Origin of the sequence: Pseudoalteromonas sp. S2755 (assembly GCF_005886535.1) — a bacterium.
Classification (GTDB): domain Bacteria; phylum Pseudomonadota; class Gammaproteobacteria; order Enterobacterales; family Alteromonadaceae; genus Pseudoalteromonas.
On record NZ_PNDS01000140.1, the window covers coordinates 15,619 to 32,451 of the forward strand.

The 16,833-nt window shown below is 43.3% G+C and carries 8 protein-coding genes; all 8 read left to right on the forward strand.

Features of this window, described 5'->3' with window-relative positions; genetic code table 11:
- Nucleotides 1-185: 185 nt before the first annotated feature.
- The 8 genes from nhaC to CWC03_RS19925 all read left to right on the forward strand — a co-directional run bounded on the left by nhaC (nucleotide 186) and on the right by CWC03_RS19925 (nucleotide 16,789).
- Nucleotides 186-1,667: a Na+/H+ antiporter NhaC gene (gene nhaC, locus CWC03_RS19890; protein WP_138583355.1), complete on the forward strand. Its 1,482-nt coding sequence runs from the start codon at nucleotides 186-188 to the stop codon at nucleotides 1,665-1,667.
- A 135-nt stretch (nucleotides 1,668-1,802) separates the two neighbouring features.
- On the forward strand, nucleotides 1,803-4,388 hold the full coding sequence (gene pepN, locus CWC03_RS19895) for an aminopeptidase N (RefSeq protein WP_138583356.1): 2,586 nt from the start codon (nucleotides 1,803-1,805) through the stop codon (nucleotides 4,386-4,388).
- Nucleotides 4,389-4,610 (forward strand): DUF2835 domain-containing protein, encoded by a 222-nt coding sequence (locus CWC03_RS19900; protein WP_010604628.1) that lies wholly within the window; start codon nucleotides 4,389-4,391, stop codon nucleotides 4,608-4,610. It abuts the gene before it with no gap.
- A gap of 249 nt (nucleotides 4,611-4,859) precedes the next feature.
- The gene (locus CWC03_RS19905; protein WP_138583357.1) at nucleotides 4,860-6,959 is read left to right on the forward strand and encodes a DUF1302 domain-containing protein; all 2,100 of its coding nucleotides are present in this window, start codon (nucleotides 4,860-4,862) and stop codon (nucleotides 6,957-6,959) included.
- An 11-nt stretch (nucleotides 6,960-6,970) separates the two neighbouring features.
- The gene (locus CWC03_RS19910; protein WP_017218691.1) at nucleotides 6,971-8,338 is read left to right on the forward strand and encodes a DUF1329 domain-containing protein; all 1,368 of its coding nucleotides are present in this window, start codon (nucleotides 6,971-6,973) and stop codon (nucleotides 8,336-8,338) included.
- A 78-nt stretch (nucleotides 8,339-8,416) separates the two neighbouring features.
- Nucleotides 8,417-9,418 (forward strand): WD40/YVTN/BNR-like repeat-containing protein, encoded by a 1,002-nt coding sequence (locus tag CWC03_RS19915; protein WP_249314088.1) that lies wholly within the window; start codon nucleotides 8,417-8,419, stop codon nucleotides 9,416-9,418.
- A complete protein-coding gene (locus CWC03_RS19920) occupies nucleotides 9,418-11,739 on the forward strand; it encodes an efflux RND transporter permease subunit (protein ID WP_138583358.1) in 2,322 nt (773 codons plus the stop codon). The genes CWC03_RS19915 and CWC03_RS19920 overlap by 1 nt, the downstream gene beginning before the upstream one ends.
- A gap of 211 nt (nucleotides 11,740-11,950) precedes the next feature.
- The gene (locus tag CWC03_RS19925; protein ID WP_138583359.1) at nucleotides 11,951-16,789 is read left to right on the forward strand and encodes an NAD-glutamate dehydrogenase; all 4,839 of its coding nucleotides are present in this window, start codon (nucleotides 11,951-11,953) and stop codon (nucleotides 16,787-16,789) included.
- Nucleotides 16,790-16,833 lie beyond the last annotated feature (44 nt).

The window sequence follows — 16,833 nt, forward strand, 5'->3', positions numbered from 1 at the left end:
CTTACTTTTACTTTACAAATTTTGTTATCATCTGCCAGATTTTCTAAGCTGATACTCTTTTGAGGCTTTTTGAGAATGGTGCGTGGCTCGACCACTGGCAACCTAGCTACTCAAAACGGCTCAAAACGGTATACTGCAAATAAAATAATTATAAGCATGGGTCGTCGTGCGTAGGAGTATTCCTTTTGAAACAACAAAAACAGCCGTCATTTATTGACGCTCTTATACCGATCACATTATTGGTCGCTTTGCTCGGTGCTGCGGTGTACCTCTATGGTGACAGTTCATCATCAGGTCCAAATCAAATAGCCTTGCTTTTTGCAACATTCACTGCGGCGCTCGTCGGCCTAAAAAATGGTTTTACGTGGAAGACGCTTGAAGAAGCGATGATAAAGGGGATCACTATCTCTCTTGGTGCCATTATCATTTTATTGATGGTAGGTGCCCTAATAGGTACTTGGCTGCTGTCTGGTACCGTTCCTACACTGATTTATTATGGACTACAAATTATCAATCCAAGTTGGTTTTATGCCGCGAGTTGTTTGATTTGTGGGATTGTGGCGATGAGTATAGGTAGCTCGTGGACGACGGCCGCAACCATAGGTGTAGCGCTATTAGGTGTAGCGACAGGGCTTGGCTTGGATCAGGTCGTAACCGCAGGTGCAGTCATTTCAGGCGCATATTTTGGCGATAAGTTAAGCCCATTATCTGAAACCACGAACTTAGCGCCTGCAGTTGCCGGTAGTGATTTATTTGATCATATTCAACATATGCTTTGGACCACAGTACCTAGCTTTGTAATCGCACTTATCATATTTATTGTCATGGGCTTTAATGCTGAAGTGTCAAGTGAAGCGGGGCGAATAGATGAAATTGTTTCGATACTACAAACTAATTTCAACATAAACCTGTTAATGCTAGTTCCTTTGCTGGTGCTGCTTGGGCTTGCTATCAAAAAGATGCCTGCTTTTCCGGCGATTTCAATCGGCGCTGTGATGGGGGCGATATGGGCAGTGCTGTTCCAAAGTGACCTAATTGCAAGCCAAATTGACGCTAGTCAAGGGGAGTTAGTGGGTTATGTGAAATTGGTGTGGGCGACTTTCTTTGATGGTTTTACGTTACAAACAGGCGATGCAAAAATGGACGACCTGTTAAGTGGTGGTGGCATGTCATCAATGCTTACGACAACTTGGCTGGTGATGACGGCATTGATGTTTGGTGCCATTATGGAAAAAACTGGCTTACTTGATGTCTTTGTACGCAGTATTCTTAAAATTGCAAAAAGCACGGGTTCACTGATTGCCTCGACTATTGCAACTTGTATTGGTACAAATTTAGTGGCAGCGGATCAGTACATCGCGATTGTTGTCCCTGGTCGTATGTTCAAAGAAGAATACAAAAAGCGCGGTTTGAAGAGTGTAAACCTCTCTCGTACGCTGGAAGATGGTGGCACAATCACCAGTCCACTGATCCCTTGGAACACGTGTGGTGCATATATGCAAAGTGTGCTACTGATCAATCCGTTTGATTATGCCATGTACGCGTTCTTTAACTTGATCAATCCTGTGCTGGCTGTTATATACGCGTATCTCGGTATCAAAATCCTTAAGATTACGCCACCAACGGTAAACGCGGAAGAACCAAATGAGAAAGTAGGCCGAGCGTAAAGTAGCGCATTTGCAATCTTGCTCAGGCCTTTTCCAACAGGTCAAATAGAAATAAAACGCCTATCCTTAGAATTGGCGATATCAAACTTGTTTTATCACTCGCCCCTTTTTGGGGCGTTTTTGTAAGGACTATATATGACTCAAAAACCACAAGCTAAATTTCTTAAAGATTACCTTGCACCAAGCCATACCGTTGATGCGCTTTGTTTGACCTTTGAGTTAAGCCCAAGAAATACCATTGTGACTGCAGTAAGTCAGTTTGTCGCGGTAGGCGATGCGACACAATTAATATTGGATGGTGTCGACTTAGAATTGGTGTCTTGTCAGGTAAATGGTGAAGAGTGGCAAAGCCTTGAAAAATCCGATTCTGAGCTGATCCTTTCTAACTTGCCAGAGGCTTTTGAGCTCAAAATTGTCACTAAGATTTCACCGCAAACGAATACGTCGCTTGAAGGCTTATACCTCTCTGATGGCGCATACTGCACGCAATGTGAAGCAGAAGGTTTTAGAAAAATCACCTACTTCATGGATAGACCGGATGTATTGACGACTTACACGGTGACTATCATTGGTGAATCAAAGTATCGTTACTTACTCTCAAATGGTAATAAAGTCGAAGAAGGGAGCCTAAGTGATGGTAGACATTTTGCAAAATGGCACGATCCACATAAAAAACCAAGCTACTTGTTTGCCTTGGTTGCCGGCGATTTTGATGTATTAGAAGACAACTACATCACTAAATCGGGTAGAGAAGTGAAGTTGGCGCTATTTGTCGATAAAGGCAATTTACATAAAGCTCCCCACGCTATGACGTCACTAAAAAAAGCCATGGAATGGGATGAGACAAGGTTCGATTTGGAATACGATCTCGATATATACATGATTGTCGCAGTTGATTTTTTCAATATGGGGGCAATGGAAAACAAGGGCCTAAATGTTTTTAACAGTGCCTGTGTGTTGGCAAGCCAAGAGACTGCGACAGACCGAGACTTTCACACTATTGAATCGATAGTTGGACATGAATACTTCCATAACTGGACTGGGAACCGGGTTACTTGTCGTGATTGGTTCCAGCTTAGTCTAAAAGAAGGCCTGACCGTATTCAGAGATCAGGAGTTTAGCAGCGATCTAGGTTCCCGAGGCCTAAACCGCATCGACGCAGTAATGGCGATGCGTACGCATCAGTTTGCAGAGGATGCGGGGCCAATGGCGCACCCAATAAGGCCACAGCAAGTTATTGAAATGAATAACTTCTATACTGTGACTGTTTATAACAAAGGTGCTGAAGTGATCCGTATGATGCATACCTTGCTGGGGGAAGCAAACTTCCAAAAAGGGATGAAGCTCTACTTTGAACGTCACGATGGACAAGCCGTTACGTGTGATGATTTCGTCAATGCAATGATGGATGCCTCTGGAGTTGATTTAACGCAATTTAAACTATGGTACGAGCAATTTGGTACGCCAAGAGTAAAAGTGTCAACCGAGTATGACAAACAGACTCAAACATATGCAATTACGGTGAGCCAAAGCCATTCTGATTGCGATCCCGTAAAAGCGCCACTACATATTCCATTTAAGCTAGAGCTTTTGGATGAGCAAGGTGAAAGTATCCCGTTGCTAACAAAGCACGGAGAAATAAAGCGAGCGTTAGATATTACTGAATTTGAACAGCGGTTTGAGTTTGAGCAAGTTGCACGTAAACCGGTTCCTGTATTACTAGAGGACTTCTCAGCACCTGTGGTTATGGAGTACAGCTACACCATTGATGAGTTACTACACATATTGCGTTTTGCGCGTAGTGATTACGCTCGTTGGGAAGCAATGCAGCAAATTTTTATGAGTGAAGTTAAACGCACGGTTACATCAGACGATTTTGAACTGGATTCAAAAGTCCTCGGTGCCTTGTCCTCATTGGTGGAAGCGTTAGATGGAGACCTTGCACTACTGGCTGAGTTATTGACTTTACCAACGTTTGATACGTTAGCCAGTCAATTTGAAATTATCCCAGTAGACAAACTCGTTTCAATTTCCGATGCATTTGAAATGCAAATTGCGCAATCACTTCAAACGATGTTTGAACACGCTTATTTCTCTTTACAAGACTCTGGCTCACTAGAAGCAAAGGATGTTGCGATCAGAGCCTTTAAAAATAAAGCGCTTTATTACTTAGCGAAAACAGACTCTGATAGTGTTGACAACGCGCTAGATAGTCAATTTTCATCAAACAATATGACCACTAAGCTGGGATCACTAAAAGCGGCTGTCGCCGCGCAGCACACAAAGATGGAAAGCTTGTTCAGTCAATTTGATAGTCAATGGCGTCACGATAGCCTAGTCATGGACAAATGGTTTGCATTAAGTGCAAGCTTATCTAATGACGAGGTGATATCGAATATAAATACGCTTTATGGGCATCCTTGTTTTGATAAGGGCAATCCCAACCGCGTTCGTGCATTGATAGGAAGCTTTGCAAGAAGTAACCCCGCGCAATTCCATCGTACAGATGGCAAGGGCTATGCGCTATTAGGTGACTTATTAGTGGAGCTAAACAACATCAACCCACAAAATGCGTCTCGTATGATCACGCCGTTCATGTCATGGAAACGCTATGATGAAACGCGCCAACAGCTGATGCGCGTACAGTTGAACCGCTTGGCTAACTTAGAAGGCTTAAGCGACGACTTATATGAGAAGGTAGAGAAGGCGCTAGCGCAGTAGATGAAAGAGTACTTCTTTTACATGGATTTGAGCTACGATAAGTGCCTCGGTTACTACTACGGGCACTATACTTCCGTGCAAGTGATTGAAGATGGGGGGAAGAGTATTCGCTTCCCCGCAGAGCGTATTCGCCCCTTTATTTCATCCATTGGGATCAGGGGGAGATTCCGTCTTATCTTGGATGATAGCAATAAGTTTCTATCGTTAGAAAAAGTCACTTAATCGAAGAAGAACTGCAAAACATATTTTATTTTTGTTAAATGAGTTTGTTATAAGCTTGAAATACGTGTTATAAATTATCTGGTAGGACGTCTTACCAAGAGTAAAATACGCCCCTAGAGGCGAAAAAGCGTTGATTTAGTTGAGCAGTATTTGTATTTTCGCGGTTTCGCTTCTATCGTTTAGACAACAAAAAACAATAACTCTAAGAGCTTAAGCTCTAGACATGACCCGCCAAAAGGGGGAGAAATAATGATAAAAAGATCGCTCTTTGTGAAAAACAAAATCATGCTCGGTCTTAGTGCGGCAGTAATGGGAGCTGCCGCCACGTCAGTACACGCGGCCAGTTTTGAGGTTGGTGATTTCGAAATTACCTTCGACTCGACTTTTTCTTATGGTCAAAGCATTCGCGTTGAAGATCGTAACTTTGATTTCATCGGTAAAAGTAATCATCCACAGTTTAACTGGGATGGTTATAAAGCAACCACTGGCAACACCATCTATTCTTCGTCACAGATCTGGTCACAACAGGGGGCCTATTCAAATAATGGTGATGCTGGTAACCTAAATTTTGACTCTGGAGATACTTTCTCTCAGTTGTTAAAAGGTACCCATGATTTAGCAATTACCAAAGATAACTATGGTTTGTTCACTCGTTTCATGTATTTCTATGACTTTGCGATGGAAGATGGGGATTTTGCGTATAGTAACCCTGTTTCCGGCAAAAAAGTGGATCCATGTGAAGACGACGATACCAGAAAACAAGTCTGCTCTGATTTACGTTTACTAGATGCGTTTGTTTGGGCGGATTTTGACCTGAATGATGGCAAAAACCCGCTCTCTGTTCGTTTAGGTCAACAAGTCGTTAACTGGGGTGAAAGTACGCTTATTTCCCATGGCATTAACGTCAACCCGGTGGATATTGACCGTTTGAAAGCGCCTGGCTCTGAAGTAAAAGAAGCCTTTATCCCTGTAGGTATGCTTTGGGCATCGATTGGTTTATCTGAAAACGTCAACCTTGAAGGTTTTTATCAGTATCAATGGCATGAAACCAGATTGCCGGCAACAGGTAGTTACTTCTCAACCAATGATTTTGCATCTGAAAATGGTTATATGCAAAATGTTCAGCTTGGTTTTACCTCAAATCCTGATATCGATTTGTATCACTTAACGGATGCGTTAAACAGCTTATATGCTGATGCAACGGCCGCATTGGTTGCTCAAGGCGTCGTGCCGACAGCAGAAGCAGTAGGTAGTGCCGCAGCGTCCATGTATATGGCTTATCCGACTAAAGTGGCGCTTAAAGGAAAAGGGAATAACGGTAAGAGCGAACCTGATGATGGTGGTCAGTACGGTTTACGCTTAGGTATTTTCTCTCCAGAGCTAAACGACACTGAATTTGGTTTATACTATATTAATTACCATAGCCGTAGACCTTTGATTTCTGGTAAAGCATCTAATTTTACACAGCAAGCGATAATGGCGGATTTAGCTTACATCGCACAAAATCAAATTACTGCAGACAATATCACTAACCTAAATGCCTTTACTCAAGCGCAAATTACCTACCCAGAAGACATCAAACTGTATGGCTTAAGTTTTAATACTGCGATTGGTGAAACCGCATTTGCTGGTGAAGTGGCATATAGACAAGATGAACCACTGCAGATAGATGACGTTGAACTACTTTACGCGGGTATGGTTGAGCAGTTGGCTGCTGCGGGTCTGCGTGATGATTTGGCTGGTTTATCTCAGCTTAGTCAAGGTGACGATATCGCTTATGTGGGTCCTGGTGAAGTCGCGCAAGGTTATATTTTGCGAGACACTATTCAAGCACAGTTTACTGCAACACATTTGTTTGGCCCGTCGTTAGGCGCAGATAGCTGGGCAGTGGTTGGTGAAGTCGGTGCTGTTACCATCAAAGACATGCCAGAGTACGATGAGCTTCGTTTGAATGTTTCAGGTACTGGCCGAAGTGGCACGATTGAGGGGCTTTCTGGCCGAGATTACAATCTTATCCACCAAGCGGTTTCAAACGGTCCAGAGACCAACCCATTCCCATCGGCTTCTGCATGGGGCTATCGCCTTATTGCTAAGGGTGAGTATAACAACCTATTCAGTGGTGTGAATTTTTCTCCACGCGTAGTGTTCTCACATGATGTTAACGGTATCACCCCGGATCCTATGTTCTTATTCATTGAGGATCGTAAATCGCTAGGCATTAATCTTAACTTTAACTACCTAAATTCGTGGTCATTTGATTTTGGCTATAACACGTTTTGGGGTGGTGGTAAGACGAATACCTTTGCAGACCGTGATTTCATCTCATTTAACATTAAGTATTCAATTTAAGGGCTTTCGATATGTTTAGAAAACCTACATTTATCGCAGCAACAATAATTACAATGCTGTCTGCCAGCAGCGCTATGGCTAAAATGAGCGCTGACGAAGTTGCACGTTTAGGTAAAGACTTGACGCCTATCGGTGCAGAGAAAGCGGGTAATGCTGATGGCAGTATTCCGGCTTGGAATGGTGGGATCACAGCGCCGCCAGCTGGTTATGAAGTGGGCATGCACCATCCAGATCCATTTGCTGATGACAAAGTATTGTTCACAATTGATAAATCAAATTTAGATAAATACAAGTCACTGCTAAGCCCAGGTCAGATTGCACTATTTGAAACGTACCCCGAAACGTTCAAAATGAACATTTACCCAACTAGACGCAGCGCTTCTTATCCACAGTTTGTGTACGATGCAACAAAGAAATACGCATCTACAGCAGAGCTTATCGAAGGTGGTAACGGCATTAAAAATACTGCTATCGGTATTCCGTTTCCGGTGCCAAAAGATGGCTTAGAAGCTATCTGGAACCATCTATTGCGTTTCCGTGGCTTGTCGATTGCACGTTTCGGCGGTCAAGCTATGCCAACGGAGTCAGGTGCTTACAACATTATCGGTTTCGATGAGCAATTACTGGTTAAGTACTCTGCAACAGATGCAACGCCTGAAGCGTTGCAAGAGTCAAATATCCTGTTTAAGTTTAAGCAGCAAGTGACAGAACCTGCACGTCTTGCTGGAACTGCATTGCTTGTACATGAAACCATGGACCAAATTTTGACACCTCGTCAGGCTTGGACCTATAACGCAGGCCAGCGTCGTGTAAGACGTGCGCCAAACGTTGCATATGATGCACCAGGAACTGCGTCAGATAGCTTACGTACAACAGATGACTTTGATATGTTTAACGGCTCTCCAAACCGTTATGATTGGAAACTTGTTGGCAAAAAAGAGATGTATATCCCTTACAACAGTTACAAACTACATAGCGACAAGTTGAAGTATGATGATATCTTGATGGCCGGTCATATCAACCCTGAACACGTACGTTACGAAAAACACCGCGTATGGGTAGTTGAAGCTAACCTGAAAGAAGGTACTCGCCATATTTACAAAAAGCGTGTGTTCTATATTGATGAAGATAGCTGGCAAATCCACGTAACGGATATCTATGATAACCGTGACCAGATGTATCGCGTTGCGATGGCACATGGTCTTAATTACTACGAAGTGCCGACGCATTGGAGTACGTTGGATGTCTATCATGATCTAAACTCTCGTCGCTACCTTGCGATTGGGTTAGATAACGAAGAAGACATGTATGACTTCAGTCAGTCTTTCAACGATAACGAGTTTACTCAGGGTGCGCTGCGCCGTGAGGGTCGCCGTTAATCAAATATTATCAGGCTGAAGCAACCTCGCTTCAGCCTTCTTCCTCCTTTCCTCTCACAACTCGAGTGTTTTCTCATGATGAAGAAGTTAGTAGCAGCCTCGATTTTAACTATGGCGCATGTAGCAGTAGCCGAAAGTAGTGATCAGATTTCAGCAAAATCAGCCCTGATGGTCGCTCACCCAGAACAAACGCTTTTCACAGATATTACAGATAGCGGTGATGCGTTAATTGCGGTAGGTAAACACGGCACAATAATTATTAAACAAGAAGGGCAAAACTGGACGCAGGCAGAGGTGCCAATTCAATCACTGTTGACCTCTGTGACATTCAAAGGCAAAGATATTGGTTGGGCTTGTGGCCACGACGCTAGCATAATCAAAACCACAGACGGTGGTAAAACATGGGCACTAAAACAATATCTACCAACATTGGAAAAGCCTTGTCTTGATATTGAGTTTATTGATCAACAACACGGCTTTGCTGTGGGTGCTTATGGCATGTTTTTTGAAACCACTGATGGTGGTGAGTCTTGGACAAAACGTTTTATCAGTGAATTTGTTCATCCCGATGATGTCGACTACTTAGCCGATTTAAAAGAGCAAGACCCCGCGGCATACGAACAAGAAACGGCGTTTATTCTTCCCCATTTTAATCGCCTGTTAATCGCCGAGGGCATGATGTACCTTGCCGGTGAAATGGGACTTGTGGCACAAAGTGATGACTTAGGAAAAACATGGCAAAAATTTGAGCCTTTTTATCGCGGTTCATTTTTTGCTGTTGATCAAACCTCAGATAACCAACTTATTGTTGCAGGCCTTAGGGGCAACGCATTTATTGGCAATGCACAGCAAGTAGTGCAACTTGATACTCAAAAAACGGCGACAATAAATAGTATTGCCCACAAAGATAATGTGACCTATATGTTTGCTAACAGCGGCGTAATATTCACGTTGAAAGCAGGTAAGCTAACCTCAAAACAACTAAAAACCGGCCACTCTATTTTAGCAGGTGTGGTTAAAAAGAATCAGCTAGTTCTAGCGACGGAGCAGGGGATTGCTGAGGTAGAGGTGAAAAACTAATGCAAGCGTTATTAAATCAATTGGTATACACCATTTTTAGGCATCGTATTACCGTCGTGTCTTTTTTCGTACTGACGACGATATTTTTGGGCTTCAAAGCCACACAAATTCAGCTCGATGCCTCATTTAACAAAAATATTCCACTAAATCATGAATACATGAAAGTTTACTTGAAGCACGAAAAACAGTTTGGTGGTGCAAATAGTATTCTTATTTCTGTTTGTGATAAAGATGGTGACATCTTTAATGAGCCATTTTTCACTCAGCTAAAGGCGGTGCATGATCAGCTTTATTTTATCCCAGGCGTTAATCGTCCATTGGTAAATTCAATCTTTGCTCCTAGTGCGAGATTCGTTGAAGTAGTGGAAGACGGCTTTGCTGGCGGGCCTATTATTCCAGCTAATTTTCAACCCACCGAACAAGGCCTAGCAGTTGTAAAGCAGAACATTGAAAAAGCAAAAGTTGTGGGTCGTATGGTTGCGAGTGATTATTCATGTGCCATGGTAACCGCACAGTTAATGGAGACCGATCCGCAAACTCAAGAGAAACTTGATACCTTAGCTTTTGCGCAAAAACTAGAATCTGAGGTCAGAGAGCCACTTAGCACTGACAAGGTGAGTATCCATATCATTGGCTTTGCAAAGATGGCTGGTGACATTGCTGATGGCGCGAAAGGTGTAGTGCTCTTCTTTGCATTAGCGATTGCTTTTACCTTTATTATGGTTTGGATGTTTTGTAAGAGCTTTAAGTTAACCTTATTACCTATCGCCTGTTCATTTATTGCTGTGATTTGGCAGATGGGCTTACTCAGTACTTTGGGTTTTGGTGTTGATCCCATGTCTATTTTGGTGCCTTTCTTAGTATTCGCCATTGGCGTGAGTCACGGTGTGCAAATGATCAACGCGATAGGTAAAAAAGTAGCGCAAGGGGTAAGCTGCAAAGTGGCTGCTGAAGCGAGTTTTAAAGCATTACTTATCCCTGGTGGCATTGCTCTACTTTCGGACACCGTTGGCTTCTTAACCTTACTGGCAATCGACATCGGCATTATTCGTGAACTTGCTATTACTGCCAGTTTAGGGGTTGCGGTTATCATCTTTACTAACTTGGTGCTGCTTCCTGTGATGGCGTCGTTCTTTGAGTCTGCAAATATTAAGCGACTTGGTGATGGTAAAAACGCCAGCCATGGTATGTTTGAGGCAATGCGAGAGGCCTTGGTGAAAACCACAGACAAAAAAGTGGCCAGAGTGATTTTACTTATCAGTGCAGTACTGTTCGCATTTGGCTACTGGCAATCTGAAAAAATGCGTATTGGTGATTTACATGCTGGTGCACCGGCGCTGCATGAAGATGCCAGATACAACCAAGACACTTTCCTTATCTCTGAGCGTTATGCCATTTCTTCTGATATCTTAAAGGTCATTGTCGAAGCAACACCTGCGGCTTGTACTGAACACGATACAATGGAGCGTATTAGTCGTTTTCAATGGCGAGTAGAAAACTTACCGAGTGTACAATCAGCAGTTTCTTTAAGCTCCGTTGCACAAGCGGTTAATGCTGGGTACAACGAAGGTAACTTAAAATGGCAGACGTTACCAAGAAATACCGCTTCATTAGTTCAAGCTACCTCTCGAGTGGAGACAAGCTCAGGACTACTTAACGGTGATTGTTCGGTGATGCCTATTATCATCTTTATGGAAGATCATAAGGCCGAATCTATCGACCATGTGATTGCAAAGATCAAAGCGTTTTCAGAAGAAGAGGGAACTGATGACGTTGCTTTTAAATTAGCATCAGGTCCAATCGGGGTAATGGCGGCGACGAATGAATCTGTTTCTGAGGCACAAGTCCCTATGATGATTTACGTGTACGGTGCCGTGATCCTGTTGTGCCTAGCCAGCTTTAGGAGCGTTCGAGCGACTATCGCAGTGGTACTACCTCTGTATGTAGTATCAACGTTGGCTCAGGCGCTTATGGTGCAGCTTGAAATCGGTTTAACGGTATCGACGCTACCGGTAATTGCTTTGGGTGTGGGAATAGGTGTCGATTACGGCATTTATATTCTATCCTCTATGATGGGACAGCTTAAGCAAGGTATGCCGTTGTCGGTTGCCTACCGAAATGCGCTTGCTGAACGAGGCAGTGCGGTACTGTTTACTGGTATCACGTTGGCTATTGGAGTAAGCACATGGATTTTCTCTGCGCTTAAGTTCCAGGTTGATATGGGTATCCTTTTAACCTTCATGTTCTTGGTAAATATGCTGGGTGCTGTGCTGCTTTTACCGGCAATTGGAACGCTTATCTGGTCTGACCAGAAAAAATAATGTGAATAATTGTGCTCCTTTTTATTTGGTATTGGCGATTTATATCTATTTTTTGTGAATAGATGAGCAAACAGCTGAAAAGCTTGAAATGTTTTCGTCAAAAAGGCTGTTTATTAGCGTCAGAAAGGTTAGAATTTACCTGACTCCACGCTAATAAATGGCTGTACAAATAATCTACCGTTCAAAGGTGGTATAGATTAAGGAACACATAATGACACAAAATGAAGGCACAGCTTCTGTTATCCTAGATAACGTCTGCAAGCTTATCCATAAAAAAGTCCATGCTGACAAAGTGTCACTTGTCGAAACGTTTGCCAAAACCTTGTACAGCAATATGTCTAAAGAGGATTTGGCACATCGTAACGACAGTGACTTATACGGCGCAGCATTGAGCCTTTGGAATGCCCTTGATAAAAACAAGTCTGACGATGCCGTCATTCGCGTTTTTAATCCTGAGGTTGCAAAGGATGGATGGCAATCATCGCATACGATTGTCGAGATAATCGCTAAAGATATGCCGTTTTTGGTTGATTCAGTACGCATGGCGATGAATCGCAAAAACATAGTCTCTCACCTATTACTTCATTCTCCACTTAAGTTACAAAGAAATGATGCTGGTGCAATCACCGCAGTTTCTAACTTAAAAGCAGAACAAGAATCTACGTCTACTAAGACCGTATTCTTTATCGAAATCGACAGGCAAACAGATGATTCGGTGATCGCTGATTTTACAGCTGAGCTTGAATCTGTCTTAAATGATGTTTCTGTTGCGGTTGCTGATTGGCTGCCAATTCGCGATAAATTGGTGAGCGTAAGTAAAGAGCTGCCGACCCGTCATTATAGTTGTTCAAAAGAAGAAGTTGCTGAAGCCGTCGAGTTTTTAGACTGGCTGGTTAGCGACAACTTTACCTTTATGGGCTACCGCCAATATGATTTGACTCCAGTTCAAGGTGACTATGAGCTGAAGCCAGTTGAAGGCACAAGTCTCGGACTGATGAAAAACTCAGGTGATGACCACAGTCGTTTATTGTCTGAATTGCCTGAAGTTGCGCGCAAAGAAGCACGTAGTAACAATTTGCTGATCTTAACCAAGACGAATTCACTTTCACGCGTTCATAGGCCAGCGTATATCGACTATGTTGGTATCAAGCGTTTTGATGATGAAGGTAACGTGATTGGTGAAGACCGTTTCATTGGCTTGTTCTCTTCTAGCTTCTACAACAACAGTGCGGTAGATGTTCCGGTACTTAAGAGTAAAATTAACCGTATCATGGAGCAATGTGACTTTGCTAAAGGCACACATGCATACAAGGCGGTACTTAATATTCTTGAAACCTATCCTCGTGATGAGTTAGTACAAGCACGTGAAAGCGAGCTACTTGAAGTGGCAATGGGCGTTTTGCAAACTCAAGAGCGTGACATGTGTCGCCTATTTGTGCGTAAGGATGTGTATGGTCGTTTCTTCTCTTGTATGGTTTATGTGCCAAGAGAGCGATATAACACAGCGTTACGCCGTGAAACTCAACAATTGCTAGGCCGTGCATTTAAGTCTAGCGACAAAGTAGAGTTCACCACCTTTTTCTCTGAATCAACACTAGCGCGTACGCATTACATCGTGCGTGTTGATGACAACAATATAGATTACAACGTGAAAGAAATCGAAAATAACTTGGTAGAAGCCGCTCGTACTTGGGAAGACAAGCTACAATCAGCACTTCTTGAAAGAACAGGCGAGTCTCGTGGTAACGAGTTAAACCGCAAATACACGAATGCGTTCCAGTCTGCATATAAAGATCAAGTTTTGCCAAGCGCAGCAGTTGTAGACATTGAAAAGCTAGAGCAACTAAATGACGACAACAAACTTGAGATGCTGTTCTACAGACCTCAAGAAGAAGCAACATCGCAGCTTGTTCGTTTGAGTCTGTTCCACAAGGCAGAGCCTATTCATCTATCAGACGTGATGCCAATGCTTGAAAACTTTGGCCTACGTGTTATTGGTGAAACTCCGTACGCCGTGAAGACAACTGATGGTCAAGTAAACTGGATCATGGATTTCTCTATGCTTATTGACAGCAAAGGGATCACTGATTTTGATAAAGTATCAGCACGTTTCCGCGCAGCATTGACTAATGTGTGGAATAACCGCCTAGAAAACGACGGTTTCAACCGTTTAGTGTTATTAGGTGGTCTAACTGGTCGTGAAGCATCTATCTTACGTGCATATGCTAAATATATGCGCCAAATTGGTGTGACGTTCTCGCAGTCTTACATCGAAAATACATTTGACCGTTACCCGCACATTGCAGCGATGATCGTTGATCTCTTCGTGAAGAAGTTTGCACCGAAGAAAGTTGCCACTGAAAAGGCACTTCAGAAGGTTATTGATGCAATCTACCTTGAGCTTGAAAACGTAGCGAACTTAGATGATGACCGTATCATGCGTTTGTACGTTGATATGATCAATGCAACGCTGCGAACTAACTTCTATCAAAAAGAAGCAGACGGCACGAACAAGTCGTACACGTCATTCAAGATCCAGCCAAGTGCAGTGCCAGATATGCCATTGCCATTACCAGCGTTTGAAATCTTCGTATACTCTCCACGCGTAGAAGGTGTTCACCTACGTGGCGGTAAAGTGGCTCGTGGTGGCCTGCGTTGGTCAGACCGTCGTGAGGATTTCCGCACAGAAGTACTTGGCTTAGTCAAAGCACAGCAGGTTAAGAATACGGTTATCGTACCTGTGGGTTCTAAAGGCGGTTTTGTTTGTAAACAACTTCCAACTGAACGTGAAGCATTCTTCAAAGAAGGCCAAGAGTGTTACAAGATCTTCATCCGTGGTCTACTAGACATCACAGATAACATCGTACATGGTGACATTGTGCCGCCGGTGGATGTTGTACGTCACGACGAAGATGACCCATACCTAGTTGTCGCAGCAGATAAGGGGACAGCTACCTTCTCTGATATCGCAAACGGCATCGCTGAGTCTTACAACTTCTGGTTGGGAGATGCGTTCGCTTCTGGTGGTTCAATCGGTTATGACCATAAGAAGATGGGTATTACTGCTAAAGGCGGTTGGGAATCGGTTAAGCGTCATTTCCGTGAAATGGACATTGATTGTCAAACAACTGATTTTACAGCAGTTGGTATTGGTGACATGGGTGGTGACGTATTCGGTAACGGTATGCTGCTATCTAAGCACATTCGTTTACAAGCGGCATTTAACCACATGCACATCTTTATCGATCCAAACCCAGATGCGGCAAGCTCGTATGTAGAGCGTGAGCGTCTATTTAATCTGCCACGTTCAAGTTGGGAAGATTATAATAAGGATCTTATCTCCGAGGGCGGTGGTATTTTCTCTCGTGCAGCGAAAGCAATTACGCTAAGCGCTGAAATGAAGAAGATGATAGGCACTAAGAAGTCGAGCATGACACCAAACGAGTTGATCAAAGCATTGTTGAAGATGCCAGTTGATTTACTTTGGAACGGTGGTATCGGTACTTACATTAAGTCTAAATCTGAAACTGATGCTGAAGTAGGCGACCGTGCAAATGACGCGCTACGCATCAACGGTGGTGAGCTTGGAGCGAAGATCTTTGGTGAAGGTGGTAACTTAGGTGCTACTCAGCTAGGTCGTATCGAGTTTGCTTCAAACGGCGGTCGTATTAACACCGACTTTATTGACAACGTAGGTGGTGTTGCCTGTTCGGATAATGAAGTTAATATCAAGATCCTACTTAACGGCCTAGTTGCTGAAGGTGAATTGACGAATAAGCAGCGTAACGAATTACTGTATTCAATGACTGATGAAGTATCAGAATTGGTACTGAAAGATTGTTACCGCCAAACGCACACGCTTTCGATTACTAAGTCTAAAGGTCCTGCAACGCTGAAAGAAAAAGTACGCTTTATTCATGCACTTGAAAAAGAAGGCAAGTTAAATCGTGCAATCGAATTCTTACCAACTGATGAAGAGCTAGCAGAGCGCGCGGCGGCAGGTAAAGACCTAACACGTCCTGAGCTATCTGTATTAGTTTCTTACTCTAAGATGGTATTAAAAGAGACATTAGTTGTTGATGAGATCTCAGAAAATCCATACTACCGTCAGTTGCTAGTGAACTCGTTCCCAGCACCGCTGCGTGAGCGCTTCAATGCTGCGATGGATAATCACCCGCTACGTAAAGAGATCATTGCAACGAAACTTGCAAACAATATCGTTAACGATATGGGTCTAAACTTCATGGTTCGTATGCACGAAGAGACAGGTGCAACGGATGCAGAAATTGCGGTTTGCTACTCAATTGCAAGTGCAATCTTTGAAATGAAGGAAACGTGGTCAGCGATTTCTGCGCTTGATAATAAGATCCCAGCAGCAGTTCAAACGGAAATGCTATATCAATTACGTCGTACGGTTCGCCGTTCAACGCGCTGGTTCTTGCGCCACCGTGATAAGTCTCAAACCATCGAGCAAACTATCGCGTTCTTTGCACCAACATTTAAAGATTTAAGTACAAATCTACACAACTACATGGTTGCAAATGAAAGCGAGCAGATCGTTGATAAAGCGCGCGACCTTGAATCTCAAGGTGTACCAGCTGAGATTGCACTGCGTATTGTGTCACTTTCAAGCTTGTTCTCGGTCATGGACCTAGCGGAAGTGGCGCATAACTCAGGTCGTAAGATCGGTGTTGTGTCTAATACCTACTTCACGCTCGGTGCAAACATGGGTCTACATTGGTTCCTTGACCAAATCACGGCTCAACCTGTTGCAAACCATTGGCAGGCGCTTGCTCGTGCTTCATATCGTGAGGAGCTTGATTGGCAACAGCGTTCATTGTCAGAGGTTGTATTAAACAGCTTTGCTGGTGATGACAGTGATATCAATGAACAAATTGAACAGTGGATGGATAAGCAAGCAGGCTTACTACACCGTTGGCAGCAAATGTTAACTGAGTTTAAGACGTCGCAAAGTCATGACTTTGCTAAGTTCTCAGTTGCACTTCGTGAGCTAATGTTACTAAGCCACAACTGCGATACTTCCAAATAATCCAGAAATCGCTACAATACCCCAGCTTTGACTGGGGTATTTTT